Raw genomic sequence first — 15142 nt, 5'->3', positions numbered from 1 at the left:
TTATGCCTCACCCAGGTATGCGCGGATCACGTCCGGGTTGTTACGGATCTGTTCCGGCGTCCCGTTCGCCAGCGGCGTACCCTGGTTCACCACATAAATCCTGTCGGAAATCCCCATCACCAGTTTCATATCGTGCTCAATCAGCAGAATGGTGGTGTTGTGGTTGTTGCGCAGCTCGACGATCAGCTCGTCCAGCTCTTTGGTCTCTTTCGGGTTCAGACCAGCCGCCGGTTCGTCGAGCATCAGGATCTCCGGCTGCGTCACCATGCAACGGACGATCTCCAGACGACGCTGATCACCGTAAGCCAGGTTACTGGCCTGACGGTTAGCGTGGGCTAACAAACCGATACGCTCCAGCCACACTGCGGCGCGATCCAGTGCTTCACTTTGCGCGCGGCGGAATGCAGGGGTTTTCAGCAAGCCAGAGAAGACGCCGGTCTTCAGTTGCTGATGCTGGCCGACCAGCAGGTTCTCAATCACTGTCATTTCACGGAACAGTCGCACATGCTGGAAAGTACGTACCACACCCATCCGCGCGATTTGCTGGCCCGGCAACCCTTCGAGGTGCTTATCACGCAACATAATGGTGCCGCCGGTCGGCTTATAGAAACCGGTGAGGCAATTAAATACGGTGGTTTTCCCCGCACCGTTCGGACCAATCAGCGAAACGATCTCTTGTGGATGCAGATCCAGCGCGACGTTGTTTACCGCCAGCAGACCGCCGAAGCGCATCATCAGGCCGTTTACGGATAACAATGGCTGACTCATGCCTGCTCTCCTTTCACTTGCCCGTTTTTCAATTTCAACTGCGGACGGGTCATCGGCAGCAAGCCTTGCGGACGCCAAATCATCATCAGTACCATTAAACCACCCAGCATCAACATGCTGTATTCATTGAAATCACGCATCAGCTCGCGGGAAACCACCAGCAGGATGGCCGCGAGAATAACCGCAAACTGCGAACCCATACCGCCCAGTACCACGATCGCCAGCACAAAGGCAGATTCGGCAAAGGTGAAGGATTCCGGGCTGACAAAACCCTGGCGCGCAGCGAACAGCGTCCCGGCAAAACCGGCAAACGCGGCGCTGATGGTAAAGGCGGTCAGCTTGATGCGCGTCGGATTCAGGCCCAGCGAGCGGCAGGCAATTTCATCTTCACGCAGCGCTTCCCACGCGCGGCCAAGCGGCATACGCAGCAGGCGGTTAATGACAAACAGCGTGGCCACGACCAGTAACAGCGCTACCAGATAGAGGAAAACCACGCGATCGTTCGGATCATAGGCCACATGGAAGAAGTTGCTGAAGGTGTCCCAGCCGCCTTCACGCGCAGTACGGCTGAACTCCAGGCCGAACAGCGTCGGTTTCGGGATCTGACTGATGCCATTCGGGCCGCCGGTAATTTCGGTGTTATTCAGCAGCAGGATACGGACGATTTCACCGAAACCGAGGGTCACAATCGCCAGATAATCGCCGCGCAGACGCAACACCGGAAAGCCCAGCAGGAACCCGGCAGCAGCGGAAACCAGCCCCGCCAGCGGCAGACAAGTCCAGAAACCCAGCCCGTAATAGTGGTTCAACAGCGCGAAGGTATAGGCGCCGATGGCGTAAAAACCGCCATAGCCCAGCACCAGCAAGCCTGAAAGCCCCACCACAACGTTCAGCCCAAGACCGAGGATGATATAAATCATCGTCATGGTGGCGATGTCCACTGTGCCGCGCGACACAACAAACGGCCATGCCACAGCGATAACCAGCAGCGCCAGCAGGAACAGTTTCTGTTTTACCGTAGAGCCATCAATCGCTGGCAGAACGAATTTCGGACCGGAAACACCGCGCAGACTTTTCTGTAACAGCGGACGCAGCAACTGGAAGAAAAAGACCACGGCAGTACCGATGATGATCCACTGCCAGCGGATATTCGCCGCCGTGTTCACCACCAGTTTGGTACCATCCAGCTCAAGCTGAACACCCATAAAGACGCCAGCCAGCACGAAGAACATCGCGGCGGAAAGCAGCGCCATCGCAAAATGCATCGGTTTCATACTTTTTCCACCTCCGGGCGACCCAGGATACCGGTAGGCATCACCAGCAGCACCACGATCAACAACCCGAACGAAACCACGTCTTTATATTCCGTACTGAGATACGCAGAGGAGAGCGATTCGGTAACGCCGAGGATCAGCCCGCCGATCATCGCACCAGGAATGCTGCCGATACCGCCCAGCACCGCTGCGGTGAACGCCTTCATCCCGGCCATAAAGCCGATGTATGGGTTGATTACGCCGTAGAACTGGCCCAGCAACACGCCAGCCACCGCCGCCATTGCCGCACCGATCACGAAGGTCAGCGCGATAACGCGGTCAGTGTTAATCCCCAGCAAACTGGCCATTTTCAGATCTTCTGCACAGGCGCGGCAAGCGCGGCCCATACGGGAGTAGCGGATAAACAGCGTCAACGCCAGCATCGCCACGAAAGTCACAATCCAGATGACTAACTGCATGGTGGTGATGGAAGCAGAGAAGTTTTCGCTACGGCCAACAATCCACTGGCCGTTGAACAGGCTCGGCAGCGCCACATCACGCGAACCTTCGGTCAGGCTGACGTAGTTTTGCAGGAAAATGGACATACCGATGGCAGAGATCAACGCAATCAGGCGCTTGGAGTTGCGCACCGGGCGATAGGCCACCCGTTCTATGCTCCAGCCGTATGCGCTGGCGATCACGATGGCACCAATAAAACCGGCAGCGACCAGCAGCCAGCTGCTGTCGATACCCATCATCATCAGCGCGGCGATGATCATAAAGGAGACATAGCTACCGATCATGTAAACCTCGCCGTGAGCGAAGTTGATCATGCCGATGATGCCGTAAACCATGGTGTAGCCAATGGCAATCAATGCATAGGTGCTTCCCAGCGTTACGCCGTTAAACATCTGCTGCACAAAATAGAGAAACTGCTCGGACATAACTTAACCTTCTTAAAACTTCCCGAGCATTGCGCCCGGGAAGCGGGATGACAGTTATTTCGCCACAGAGGACGAACCATCGGCGTGCCATTGGAAGACGCCAAACTCAAATCCTTTCAGATCGCCTTTTTCATCCCAGTTCAGCGGCCCAATCACGGTTTTAGCCCCGTTGGCTTTTAAGTCTTTGATAAGCGTCAGCGGGTCGTCGCTGCCGGTACGCTCCAGCGCGGTCGCCAGCGATTGCACTGCGGCGTAAGTGATCCACACATATGGCCCACTCGCATCTTTCTTCTGCGCTTTCAGGGCATCGACGATGCTCTGGTTCGCCGGATCCTGGTCATAGCGCTTCGGCATGGTCACCAACATACCTTCCGCCGCATTGCCCGCGATGTTAGACAGAGAAGCGTTACCCACGCCTTCCGGCCCCATAAACTGGGTTTTCAGTCCGCTGGCGCGCGCCTGACGCAGCATTTGTCCCATCTCCGGGTAATAACCACCGTAGTAGACAAAATCGATATTTTCTTTTTGCAGACGGGCGATAAGCGCGGAGAAATCTTTCTCCCCGGCGGTGATGCCATCAAAGAAGATAATGTTAGCGCCGCCGGCTTTCAGCCCTTCCTGCACGGAACGCGCAAGACCTTCGCCGTACTGCTGTTTATCGTGAATGATGGCGATACGCTGCGGTTTAACGGAATTCAGAATATATTTCGCGGCGGTCGGACCCTGTGAAGAGTCCAGCCCGGCGGTGCGCATAATGTGCTGATAGCCGCGCAAAGTCAGTTCCGGATTCGTCGCGCCTGGCGTGATCATCAGAATACCTTCGTCTTCGTAGATATCAGATGCAGGCTGCGTGGAGGATGAGCAGAGATGGCCAATTACATATTTCACACCGTCGTTAACGATTTTGTTCGCTACGGCAACAGCTTGTTTCGGGTCACAGGCGTCGTCGTATTCAACAGCAACCAGTTTGTCGCCTTTGATTCCGCCTTTGGCATTGATATCGTGGATAGCCTGGCGCGCGCCGTTAAACTCCATGTCGCCCCACTGGGCAACAGGACCGGACATCGCCCCAACAACCGCCACTTTAATACCCTTCGCCACGGCCGCGTGAGACATCGCAAGTGCAACCATTCCCGCGATTAATGTCTTCGCGTTCCTTCTCATTGTTGAAAATCCCCATTCGTGATGTCGTGTAATAATTTTGTTTTTTTATGGTTAAAAAGCATTCTGTACTTTTAATGCACAACGCTATTTTTACCAGCGCCTTTAATGGTTTAGCGCAGTTTTTTGGCAAAAACCAGACTAAATCCTCTATTTTTCAGGCGATTAAGCACAGATAATATTCTGTATTTAATCGGAGATAAACAAAAAAAGTCCCATTGCCAGCATAAAATAATGGTACATAAAGCGGAATAAATCACTACCAATCAGGTTAAAATGCTACCTGTTTTTCAATCTCTAATGTTTCACACTGGCTAAGCGTCTGCGGTAAAATTATTCCCCTACCAAATGAAAAATAAAAAACCACCACTCCCCGACCGATAAAATTGATTACACTCACCCTCTCTTTTGCGTTTTGGACAAGTTGTACATGAAATTGACTATCATCCGACTGGTAACCTTTACCGAGCAGGATCATATTGATTTAGCGAAAGTCTGGCCGGAATACTCCCCTGCTTCCCTTGAAGTAGATGATGACCACCGCATTTATGCGGCCCGCTTTAACGATCGCCTGCTGGCCGCCGTGCGTGTAACCCTGCTCGGCACCGAAGGCGCGCTGGATTCGCTGCGCGTACGCGATATCACCCGCCGGCGTGGCGTCGGGCAGTACCTCGTTGAAGAAGTGATTCGTGATAACCCCAGCATCACCAGTTGGTGGATTACCGATATTGGTGTCGAAGATCGCAATGTGATGGCGGCGTTCGCTCAGACGCTGGGCTTTACCGCGCAGGAAAATGGCTGGGAAAAACGATAAAAAATGCCGGATAGCATTTGCTTACCCGGCATAACTAAAGAACGACATTGTTCTCTCATCCCCGGAAGCTTACTGAAGTAAGTGGCCGGGGTGAGTGAATGCAGCCAACGCACCTGCGGCGCGAAAGGCGACGGTCAGTTCAGAAAATTACTTAGCGTCAGTCGCCGTACCATTCGCGTGCCAGGTAAACACACCAAACTCAAAGCCTTTCAGATCACCCTTCTGATCCCATGACAGTGGCCCCATCACGGTGTCAACAGTGTGTCCTTTCAGGTAAGTGGCAATCGCGTCAGGTTCCGCAGCCTGGTTCAGACCTGCCGCCAGAGATTGCACGGCTGCGTAGGTGGTCCACACAAATGCGCCGCTCGGATCCTGTTTCTTCGCTTTGATAGCATCAACAATCGGTTTGTTCGCCGGAACCTGATCATAGTTCTTCGGCTTAGTCACCAGCATACCTTCCGCTGAATCGCCCGCGATGTTAGACAAAGAGACGTTCGCTACGCCTTCCGGCCCCATAAACTGGGTTTTCAGGCCAGCCGCGCGTGATTGACGCAGGATCTGTCCCATTTCCGGGTGATAGCCGCCGTAGTAAACGAAATCGATGTTCTCTTTCTTCAGGCGCGCCACCAGCGTGGAGAAATCTTTCTCACCGGCGGTGATACCGTCAAAGAACACTACGTTGGCGCCGCCTTTTTTCAGGCCTTCCTGCACAGCACGTGCCAGACCTTCACCGTACTGCTGTTTGTCGTGGATGACCGCGATGCGTTGCGGTTTCACTTTATCCAGAATGTATTTCGCAGCGGTCGGGCCCTGATCGGAATCGAGGCCAGTTGTACGCAGCGTCAGTTTGTAACCGCGAGCAGTCAGCTCAGGCGCTGTCGCCGCAGGCGTGATCATCAGAATACCTTCGTCTTCATAGATATCCGACGCAGGCTGAGTAGAAGAGGAGCACAGGTGACCGATAACATATTTGATGCCGTCGTTAACCACTTTGTTGGCTACAGCAACCGCTTGTTTCGGGTCACACGCATCGTCATATTTTACCGCTACCAGTTTATCGCCTTTGATGCCGCCCTTCGCGTTGATGTCTGCGATAGCCTGCTCAGCGCCGGTAAATTCCTGGTCGCCGTACTGCGCAACCGGACCGGACATCGCACCGACAACGGCAACTTTAATATCTTTGGCGAATGCCACGTTGCTCATTGCTAACGCAATACATCCTGCCAGTAACGCTTTGCCCTTCATTTTCATCCTGAGTTTCCCCATTGTTATGGTTATTGCATTTGTTGTGATGTTGTTATGTGGCACATTATTTTACTTACCATCATAAGCAAAGAATATGATAGTAGTTATTAACCATTCTGCCGGTGCCTTAGCAGCATACTCTGCTAAAACATACCCCATTTTTCGGAATATGGAATAACAATTTTGAAGGTTATGCGACAGAGTGATGACACGCGGTGAAAAAGCCGCCCGTAAGGCGGCTGAATCATTAGCGGGTCAGCGACTGGTGGATAATGTCCAGCGCTTTGCGGAACTGAACTTCCGGAATGGTTAACGGATAGAGGAAACGGATCACATTGCCGTAGACACCGCAGCTCAGCAGCAGAACGCCTGCCGCCAGTGCCTTGTCCTGCACCTGTTTGGTAAATTCAGGCGATGGCGCGCCAGTACTGGGATCGTTAAATTCCGCTGCTACCATCGAGCCCTGCGCGCGGACATCTGCAATATACGGGCACTGCGCTTTTGCCTGCGTCAGCACTTCCACCAGATGTTTGCCCAGATGGTTAGCACGCTCACACAGGTTTTCTTCATCGATCACATCCAGCACCGCGTGTGCTGCGGCCACCGCCAACGGGTTACCGGCGTAAGTGCCGCCCAGCCCGCCAGGGGCAGGTGCATCCATCACCTCTGCGCGACCAGCCACTGCCGACAGCGGCAACCCGCCCGCCAGGCTTTTCGCCATCGTGATCAGATCCGGTTTAACATCGTAATACTCGCTCGCGAACAATTTGCCGGTACGGGCAAAGCCGCTCTGCACTTCATCAACAATCAACAGAATGCCGTGGTTGTCGCACAATTTGCGCAGCGCGTTCATAAAATCTGCTGGTGCCACGTTAAAACCACCTTCGCCCTGGACCGGCTCCAGCAGAATGGCCGCAACCTGGTCCGGCGCGATATCCGCTTTAAAGATGCGTTCAAGACTTTTCAGCGCATCGTCAGTGCTGACGCCGTGCAGCGCATTCGGATACTGCGCGTGGTAAATCGAACCGGGGAACGGACCAAACCCGATTTTGTACGGTGCGACTTTTCCGGTCAGCGCCATAGTCATAAACGTACGGCCATGAAAACCACCGCCGAAGGTAATCACGCCAGGACGTTTGGTGTAAGCGCGGGCAATTTTCACCGCATTCTCCACCGCTTCCGCGCCGGTTGAGAAAAACGCTGTTTTCGCCGGGCCATCAACTGGCACGCGCTCATTAATACGCTCCGCCAGCGAGACATAGCTTTCGTAAGGAACAATTTGGTAAGCGGTGTGCGTAAATGCCTGCAACTGCTTTTCTACTGCGGCCATCACTTTCGGGTGACGATGCCCGGTGTTGAGCACCGCAATCCCGGCGGCAAAGTCGATGACCTCGTTGCCTTCAACATCCCATAATGTGGCGTTTTCTGCTTTTTCCGCATAAAACCCACACATCACTCCAATACCGCGCGGCGTCGCCTGTAAACGGCGCTGATGTAGTTCGTTATTCTTCACCTGATGACCCTCGTCTGTGTTCGTTGTTGCTGCGTCTGTTGTGAAAACATGACATAAGTGGTTCTATAATCGAGTACCAGTTTTTAATAATTGAGGGATCCAATTGCGCTCGCTCGTCTCTGACTTGCTGCAACTGCGTCTGGACGAGCAGCACGAAGGCAAGCTGCATAAGAAATTATATAACGCGATTCGCCTGTCGATACTCGACGGTAGTCTGCCAACACAAAGCCGCCTGCCGCCGAGCCGCGATTTAGCCACACAACTGAATATGTCGCGCAATACAGTGCTGACGGTATATGAGCAGCTACTGGCCGAAGGGTATGTTGTTTCCCGTACCGGCAGCGGCACCTTTGTGGCAGGCACTGTCCCGGACAGTCTGCTGGCCGCGCCCCTGACTGCGGGGGAAAAACTCAGTGCCAGCCTGCCTTCACAGCTTTCCGCCCGCGGCCAGCATCTGCTGAGCCACAGCAATGCCAGCGCGCGTCAGTGGGGCGCGTTTCTGCCTGGCGTCCCGGATATCAACGCTTTCCCACATGCGCTGTTGCGAAAAATACAGTCTCGCGTAAGTCGAAAACCGCAGGCAATACAGCTTTCTTATAGCAATGCTGGCGGCGGCAGCGCGCTACAGCAGGCACTGGTGGAGTATTTGCGGGTAACACGCTCGGTTCGCTGTAGCGCGGAGCAGATCCTGATTACGGAAGGCATTCATCAGGCCATTGATCTGGTCTCGCGCATGCTGTGCAATCCTGGCGATCTGGCATGGATTGAGGAGCCTGCCTACTGGGGAATTCGTAATGTGTTGGCGGTGAATGGCGTTAACTTGCAGGCCATAGAAGTCGACAGATCCGGGATGAACCCGCCGGAGCCAGGCGATGCACCGCCGAAACTGATTTTCGTTACCCCTTCACACCAGTATCCGCTGGGCTGCGTAATGAGCCTGGAGCGCCGACAGCGGCTATTAGCACTGGCACGGCAAACCGGGAGCTGGATTATTGAGGATGATTATGACAGCGAATTCCGCTTCTCGGGTCAGCCTATTCCCGCCTTGCAGGGGCTGGTGGACGATGCGCCAGTGATTTACACCGGCACATTCAGTAAAACGCTCTACCCTGGGTTGCGGCTCGGTTACCTGGTGTTGCCGCGCCCGTTGATGCAGGCGCTAAAAACCGCGCATGCCGAACTCTATCGCGGCGGGCGTTTGCTGGATCAGGAAACACTGGCACAATTCATTCGCGAGGGACATTACACGGCGCATATTCGCCGGATGCGGTTGCTGTACGCCCGTCGTCGCGCGCGGCTGGCGCAGCTTATCACCGATTATCTTGGCAAAGAGGCGCTTAGCGAGTTTAACGATAATGCAGGGCTGCATCTTGTGCTGTCTTTGCCTGCTTCCTGCGATGATGTCGTACTGGCGCAAATGGCTAACGTCCGTGGCATTCTGGTGCGGCCGCTGTCGCGTTATTACAGCGGCAACAGGCCAGCGCGCGGCCTGTTGATGGGATTTGCGGCGATGGAAGAAGAAGAGATGGAACCGGTGTTTGCCGAGCTTGCGGCGCTGATACGCGAAGCGCCGGGAAGCAAAAATGCAGCGCGTTAAAAAATAACGGGCTTAAAGCCGAAAGCTTTGCGAGCCCCCAACCCAGCAGGGGTTTTCTGTAGATAACAAAAAGCCGGGCGAGGCTTGCGCCGACCCGGCTTCTTCACGGTATATGCTTACGCTTCGATAGCAGCGCGCAGTTTTTTCATCGCGTTCTTTTCAAGCTGTCGTACACGCTCGGCGGAAACGCCGTAACGGTCAGCCAGCTCCTGCAGCGTGGACTTGTTCTCTTCGTCCAGCCAGCGGGCGCGGATGATCTGCTGGCTGCGTTCGTCCAGCCCTTTCATTGCATCAGTCAGCTTGTTGGCGGCCTGCTCTTCCCAGTTGTCGTCTTCAATGCCATCGGCAAAGTTCGACGATTTATCCTGTAAATAGAGCACGGGAGCCATCGGCTGGCTGTCGTGAGCGTCATCGTCCGGGGACATATCAAACGTCATGTCCTGCGCCGCCATACGCGATTCCATTTCACGCACGTCTTTGCTGGTCACGCCCAGTTCACGAGCCACCATTTCGACTTCGTCCTGGTTAAACCAGCCCAGACGCTGTTTTGCTTTACGCAGATTAAAGAACAGTTTGCGTTGTGCTTTGGTGGTTGCCACCTTCACGATACGCCAGTTGCGCAGCACATACTCGTGGATCTCAGCTTTGATCCAGTGCACGGCGAAGGAAACCAGTCGTACTCCCACTTCCGGGTTGAAGCGACGCACAGCTTTCATCAGGCCGATATTACCTTCCTGGATAAGATCCGCCTGCGGCAGACCATAGCCCGAGTAATTACGAGCAATATGAACAACAAAGCGCAGGTGAGACAGAATCAGCTTTTTCGCTGCTTCCAGATCGCCCTGGTAATGCAGCTTTTCAGCCAGCGCCCGTTCTTCATCAGCCGTCAACATCGGCCATGCGTTAGCGGCCCGGACGTAAGACTCCAGGTTACCAACAGGGGCTAAAGCTAAAGTTTGCATTTCTTTGGTCATTCAAATCCTCTCAATTTACTTTCCACTGGCGGCGGTCTGTCCCCATCAAGCAACAAACATGCCAGCAATTATGAGCAACGAGATTAACATTCACATTTGTATCAGACAGTGATTTTATCCACAAGTTCCATGTCGCCCTGTGAATAAATTACGCACAAATTGTGACATCAGGATGAAAAAGCCGGTGCAAGGAAAACATCAGAAAGGGGCGATACGCTTTCCCTGCTACGGGAATACTTCATTGCAGGGAAAGAGTATACCAGACTTTTTTTAATCGGGAGTAAAGTGACGTAAATGTTGCACCGTTGCCAGCCAGGCAGCTATCCAACCGATCATCGAACAGACCAGCAGCAGCAATAAGCATTCGTCAAAAGACAAGCCACTTAGCTCGAACTGAGTGCCGAACACTTTCGCCACTTCGGTAACGGCTGAAGAGAGCCGCAATACCATAATCTCCGACAGGATCAGCGATAAGAACGCGCCTGAGAACCCGAGCAGCGCGCCACCATACAGGAACGGACGCAGAATAAAACCGTCCGTTGCGCCGATCAGTTTCTGCACGTTGATGGTATCGCGGCGGGCAAAAATACTCAGCCGCACGCTGTTGCCGATAACCAGGAAGACAGCCGCAACCATCAGTACGCCGATCATCGCCGACACGCGTCCGACCAGCCCAGTCAGCGACGCCAGACGTGCAAACCAGCTATCGTCCATACGCACTTCATCAATGCCATGGATATGAGAGATACGATCGCGCAGAGTCTTCAGCGAATCCGTGCTCTGAAAATCCAGTTTAGGAACCACAACCGCCACGGCGGGCAGCGGGTTTTCTTCCAGCATGTCCAGCGCGCCGCCAAACCCGGACCAGTTGCGGAATTCACCGAGCGCATCCTCGCGGGAAAGGTAGTTCACCTTCTCCACGCCCTGTTCGGACTGGAGCTGGCCCACCACCTGCTGTGCAGCGTTATCATCCAGTGCTTTGTCGAAATAGACGGTGATCTGCGGCGACGGATAGTACTGCGACGCCGCCTGATTGACGTTTTTGTAGACCATATAGCAAACGCTCGGCAACGTCAGAGAGATGGCAATCACCATCACCGTCAGGAACGTAGCCAACGGTTTGCTTTTCAGATCCTGCAACGCGCCGTGCCATGCGTAACGAACCTGCTCGTTAAACACATTGGTTTTACGTGATGGCGGTTTGTTTGTCGCTTTACCACGGCGTGGGGCGTTGCGATTACCATCGCCGACACCAGTAGCGGATTTACGGAAACGGTCAAGCCGGCTGCCAAACTGCCGGATATGATTTAATGCGTCGCGCTTATTCACCCGCCGCGCCTCCATGCAAATGGCCATCGCTCAGGGTTAGCATGCGGTACGAACGCCGGGAAATAAGCCCCAGATCGTGGGTCGCCATCAGTACCGTAACCCCAACACGGTTAAACTCTTCAAACAGACGTAAAATCCCTTCCGACAATGCGTCGTCCAGGTTACCGGTCGGTTCATCTGCCAGCAGCACTGCCGGTTTATTCACTACCGCGCGGGCAATGCCGACACGCTGCTGTTCACCGCCGGAAAGCTGAATCGGGAAGCTTTTCGCTTTATCGAGCAGCCCGACCTTATCCAGCGCCGCCGACACACGACGACGAATGTCATCACCGCTCGCGCCAGCGATAATCAGCGGAATCGCCACGTTGTCATACACCGTGCGATCCATCAGCAAATGGTGATCCTGAAAAATCATGCCGATCTGACGACGTAAAAACGGGACTTCACGGTTCTTCAGACGGCTAATGTCGTGGCCGCTGAACAGGATTTTCCCGGTGCTTGGCCGCTCAATCCCGCAGATAAGCTTCAGCAGGGTACTTTTCCCCGCGCCGGAGTGCCCGGTCAGAAAGGCCATCTCGCCTGGTTGCAGATGGAATGTGACCCCCTGCAACGCTTGTCTCCCACCGAGATAGGCTTTGCTGACTTGTTCAAAGCGAATCATTGTTAATCCTCTCGGGCAAAAAGCGCCTCAATAAAATCGCCCGCATTAAACGGACGCAGATCTTCGATACGTTCGCCGACACCAATGTAGCGGATCGGAATGCCGAACTGATCCGCCACCGAGAAAATCACGCCGCCTTTGGCGGTGCCGTCGAGTTTGGTCAGTGTGATACCGGTAAGACCAACAGCTTCGTGGAACAGTTTGGCCTGGCTTATCGCATTTTGCCCGGTGCTGGCATCAATCGTCAGCATCACTTCATGAGGAGCGTCCTCGTCCAGCTTTTTCATGACGCGGACAATTTTCTTCAACTCTTCCATCAAATGCGATTTGTTCTGCAAACGCCCGGCGGTATCGGCAATCAGCACATCAATATTGCGCGCTTTCGCCGCCTGAATAGCATCAAAAATGACCGAAGCAGAGTCTGCGCCGGTATGCTGAGCAATCACCGGGATATTGTTGCGCTGGCCCCAAACCTGCAACTGCTCAACCGCTGCCGCGCGGAAGGTGTCGCCCGCCGCCAGCATCACCGATTTGCCCTGCTGCTCAAACTGACGCGCCAGCTTACCGATGGTGGTAGTTTTACCCACGCCATTAACGCCAACCATCAAAATAACAAACGGCGTTTTGCCTTCAATATTCAGCGGCTCATCAACTTTCGCGAGGATGTCGCTCATTTCCTCTTTCAGCAAACCATAAAGTGCTTCTGCATCGCGAAGCTGCTTACGGCTTGCGCCTTCCGTCAGATTGGTGATGATTCTGCGCGTGGTTTCAACGCCAACATCTGCAATCAGCAACTGCTCTTCCAGTTCTTCAAACAGATCATCATCGATTTTTTTACCGCGAAACAGACTGATAAATCCGGAACCCAGATTTTCTTTTGTTTTCAGCAAACTGCGTTTCAGACGCGCGAAGAAACCCTCTTTTGTCGGTTTCTCCTGCTCCTGCGCCGCGTCCTCTGGTGGCACAACCATCACTGCCTCTTCCGCAGCTTCAGCGGCCAGCGCCTGCGCATCCAGCTCTTCATCGCTCAGTGACCCATCGTCCTCTGCGGCTTCTTCAACCAGCGGTTCTGCTTCAGTCTGCCACTCTTCCGCACCGATCTCTTGCTCTGCGACCTCTTCCGGCAACGGCAGTTCTTCGTGTTCAACCTGAAGCGCCTGCTCTTCGACGACGGGTTCCGGCTGCGTCTCTTCGTGGGCCAGTTGTTCGCTGACCTCAATGACCTCTTCGGCAAATTTTTCGTGGTCGGTGGCAGGTTCGCTCGCCAGTGTCTCGTCGACCGGCTGCTCAGTTACCGGCTGTTGTTCGGTTTGCGACCCTTCGGCCTGTTCTTTCTGCCCAAAGCCGAGCCAGGAAAAAAAGCCACGTTTCTTCTCATTTGCCATTGGCGACTACACTCCCGCTGTTGATTCATGGCGCAGCCCGTCTTACATAACAGGGACTGAAAACATTTGTTAATTAGTCGGATAGTCTAACACTTTCCTCAACTCGCATCACGGCCTGCGGATTAGGGTTTAACGTCCTTCGTCAGACCGCTAGAATAGCAGGTCGAAATGATGAGCAAAGCGAAAACCATGAAGAAACCTAACCGTGCCGCCAGCGGCCAGATACGCATTATTGGCGGGCAGTGGCGGGGCCGTAAATTACCGGTCCCGGATAGCCCCGGCCTGCGTCCGACCACCGATCGCGTGCGGGAAACCTTATTCAATTGGCTGGCGCCATCGCTGGTTGATGCGCACTGTCTTGATTGCTTTGCCGGAAGTGGCGCATTAGGGCTGGAAGCGCTCTCGCGCTACGCCGCCAGTGCGATCCTGGTGGAAATGGAGCGTAGCGTCGCGCAGCAATTGCAGCAAAATCTGGCGATGCTGAAAGCCATCAACGCCAAAGTGGTGAATACCAATACACTGTCCTATTTAGCAGGCCAGGGCACGCCGCACACCATTGCCTTTATCGACCCGCCGTTTCGTAAGGGGATGCTGGAAGAGACCGTGCAACTGCTGGAAAACAACGGCTGGCTCGCCGATGACGCATTAATTTATATCGAAAGTGAAGTCGAAAATGGCTTACCGCCAGTGCCGACACACTGGCACCTGTACCGGGAGAAAGTCGCGGGCCAGGTGGCGTATCGTTTATATCACCGCGAAGCACCACAAGGAGAAAAACATGCCGCTGCTGATTAATCTGGGACGCTTGCTGATGCTTTGCATCTGGGCCTTTCTGCTCTGGAATCTGATCCAACCGTTTCCGCGTCCGTTGAATATTTTCGTCAACGTCGCCCTGGTCTTTACCGTTTTCATGCATGCCTTACAGGCAACGATGCTGAAAACCGCACTGCCGAAAGATGGCCCGCAAATGAGCAAAGCTGAACAGATCCGTATTTTTCTGTTCGGCGTGTTTGAGCTGTTGATTTGGCTGAAAAAACTAAAAGCGAAGAAGTAATGTTATAGCCCGGGAGCATCGCGCTTACCGGGCTTGTTCAAAGCCAACAAAACGCGAGCCTTTATAGCTCAGCACGCCTTTATCGCCGACTGTCAGCATATGATATTGCTGCTCATCAACACGGAACATCATCTCCAACCCGCCGTTTTGCGGTTTGAAACTCACTTCATAACGCATGGCACTGCCCGCCGGGATCACCTCTTGCTGGCGCGACCGGCGATCGTTAAGGGGTTTTTCCCGCTTATTGCTCACTACTACGTTTTTTTGCTGTAACGGCGCCGCATCGTTTGCCGCCTTTTCCCGCCGCTGTTGAACATAGCGAAAAGAAGCGAGCACGACGATCAACCCAATGACAAGAATGAAAAAAAGCGGTGGTTTACTCATGGCAGCGCCCTGTCAGAAAAAGCGAAATTGAGCTTATCGTGAGTGAAATAGCATTGTCAT

The 15142-nt window shown here is 53.9% G+C and carries 15 protein-coding genes; 4 read left to right on the top strand and 11 right to left on the bottom strand.

All coding sequences use genetic code 11. From position 1 onward, the window contains the following. Genes livG through livK form a run of 4 tightly spaced genes read right to left on the bottom strand, consistent with a single transcriptional unit; the run spans nucleotide 1 to nucleotide 4129 of the window. The gene (gene livG / locus GA0061070_RS08200; RefSeq protein ID WP_090135186.1) at nucleotides 1–768 is read right to left on the bottom strand and encodes a high-affinity branched-chain amino acid ABC transporter ATP-binding protein LivG; all 768 of its coding nucleotides are present in this window, start codon (nucleotides 766–768) and stop codon (nucleotides 1–3) included. After that, complete coding sequence (locus GA0061070_RS08195; RefSeq protein ID WP_090135185.1) at nucleotides 765–2042, bottom strand: high-affinity branched-chain amino acid ABC transporter permease LivM; 1278 nt, start codon at nucleotides 2040–2042, stop codon at nucleotides 765–767. Before GA0061070_RS08195 ends, livG begins: the two co-directional genes overlap by 4 nt. Then, entirely contained in the window at nucleotides 2039–2965 is a 927-nt protein-coding gene (gene livH, locus GA0061070_RS08190) for a high-affinity branched-chain amino acid ABC transporter permease LivH (protein WP_090135184.1), read from the bottom strand. Before livH ends, GA0061070_RS08195 begins: the two co-directional genes overlap by 4 nt. Before the next feature lie 54 nt (nucleotides 2966–3019). After that, nucleotides 3020–4129, bottom strand: coding sequence for a high-affinity branched-chain amino acid ABC transporter substrate-binding protein LivK (gene livK, locus GA0061070_RS08185; protein ID WP_090135183.1), 1110 nt, complete (start codon nucleotides 4127–4129; stop codon nucleotides 3020–3022). A 427-nt stretch (nucleotides 4130–4556) separates the two neighbouring features. Here livK and panM point away from each other — a divergent pair, with 427 nt between their 5' ends. Further along, nucleotides 4557–4940, top strand: a complete 384-nt coding sequence (gene panM / locus GA0061070_RS08180) for an aspartate 1-decarboxylase autocleavage activator PanM (protein ID WP_090135182.1) — start codon at nucleotides 4557–4559, stop codon at nucleotides 4938–4940. A 147-nt stretch (nucleotides 4941–5087) separates the two neighbouring features. Here panM and GA0061070_RS08175 read toward each other — a convergent pair whose 3' ends face one another. Continuing rightward, the gene (locus GA0061070_RS08175; protein ID WP_167353554.1) at nucleotides 5088–6191 is read right to left on the bottom strand and encodes a branched-chain amino acid ABC transporter substrate-binding protein; all 1104 of its coding nucleotides are present in this window, start codon (nucleotides 6189–6191) and stop codon (nucleotides 5088–5090) included. Between the two features lie 241 nt (nucleotides 6192–6432). Beyond that, nucleotides 6433–7698 (bottom strand): 4-aminobutyrate--2-oxoglutarate transaminase, encoded by a 1266-nt coding sequence (locus GA0061070_RS08170; protein WP_090135180.1) that lies wholly within the window; start codon nucleotides 7696–7698, stop codon nucleotides 6433–6435. 103 nt (nucleotides 7699–7801) lie between these two features. Here GA0061070_RS08170 and pdxR point away from each other — a divergent pair, with 103 nt between their 5' ends. Further along, the gene (gene pdxR / locus GA0061070_RS08165) at nucleotides 7802–9295 is read left to right on the top strand and encodes a MocR-like pyridoxine biosynthesis transcription factor PdxR (protein WP_090135179.1); all 1494 of its coding nucleotides are present in this window, start codon (nucleotides 7802–7804) and stop codon (nucleotides 9293–9295) included. Between the two features lie 116 nt (nucleotides 9296–9411). Here the strand turns inward: pdxR and rpoH are convergent, their stop codons facing one another. From rpoH to ftsY, 4 genes are all read right to left on the bottom strand, one after another. Next, entirely contained in the window at nucleotides 9412–10269 is an 858-nt protein-coding gene (rpoH, locus tag GA0061070_RS08160; protein WP_074776007.1) for an RNA polymerase sigma factor RpoH, read from the bottom strand. A 270-nt stretch (nucleotides 10270–10539) separates the two neighbouring features. Further along, a complete protein-coding gene (gene ftsX / locus GA0061070_RS08155) occupies nucleotides 10540–11598 on the bottom strand; it encodes a permease-like cell division protein FtsX (protein ID WP_090135178.1) in 1059 nt (352 codons plus the stop codon). Further along, a complete protein-coding gene (gene ftsE / locus GA0061070_RS08150) occupies nucleotides 11591–12259 on the bottom strand; it encodes a cell division ATP-binding protein FtsE (RefSeq protein WP_090135177.1) in 669 nt (222 codons plus the stop codon). Before ftsE ends, ftsX begins: the two co-directional genes overlap by 8 nt. A 2-nt stretch (nucleotides 12260–12261) precedes the next feature. Continuing rightward, nucleotides 12262–13644, bottom strand: a complete 1383-nt coding sequence (gene ftsY / locus GA0061070_RS08145) for a signal recognition particle-docking protein FtsY (protein ID WP_090135176.1) — start codon at nucleotides 13642–13644, stop codon at nucleotides 12262–12264. 189 nt (nucleotides 13645–13833) lie between these two features. Between ftsY and rsmD the strand changes: the two genes are divergently transcribed. Together rsmD and GA0061070_RS08135 are read left to right on the top strand one after the other, a co-directional pair. Beyond that, on the top strand, nucleotides 13834–14439 hold the full coding sequence (rsmD, locus tag GA0061070_RS08140; protein WP_090135255.1) for a 16S rRNA (guanine(966)-N(2))-methyltransferase: 606 nt from the start codon (nucleotides 13834–13836) through the stop codon (nucleotides 14437–14439). Next, nucleotides 14429–14698, top strand: coding sequence for a DUF1145 family protein (locus GA0061070_RS08135; RefSeq protein ID WP_244153063.1), 270 nt, complete (start codon nucleotides 14429–14431; stop codon nucleotides 14696–14698). The genes rsmD and GA0061070_RS08135 overlap by 11 nt, the downstream gene beginning before the upstream one ends. Nucleotides 14699–14722: 24 nt before the next feature. Here GA0061070_RS08135 and GA0061070_RS08130 read toward each other — a convergent pair whose 3' ends face one another. Beyond that, entirely contained in the window at nucleotides 14723–15082 is a 360-nt protein-coding gene (locus GA0061070_RS08130) for a DUF2500 domain-containing protein (protein WP_090135174.1), read from the bottom strand. Between the last annotated feature and the right edge of the window lie 60 nt (nucleotides 15083–15142).

Origin of the sequence: Kosakonia oryziphila (genome assembly GCF_900094795.1) — a bacterium.
GTDB classification, from domain to species: Bacteria; Pseudomonadota; Gammaproteobacteria; order Enterobacterales; family Enterobacteriaceae; genus Kosakonia; species Kosakonia oryziphila.
The sequence above is the reverse complement of the archived record's forward strand: the minus strand, read 5'-3'. Positions and strand labels throughout refer to the sequence as shown.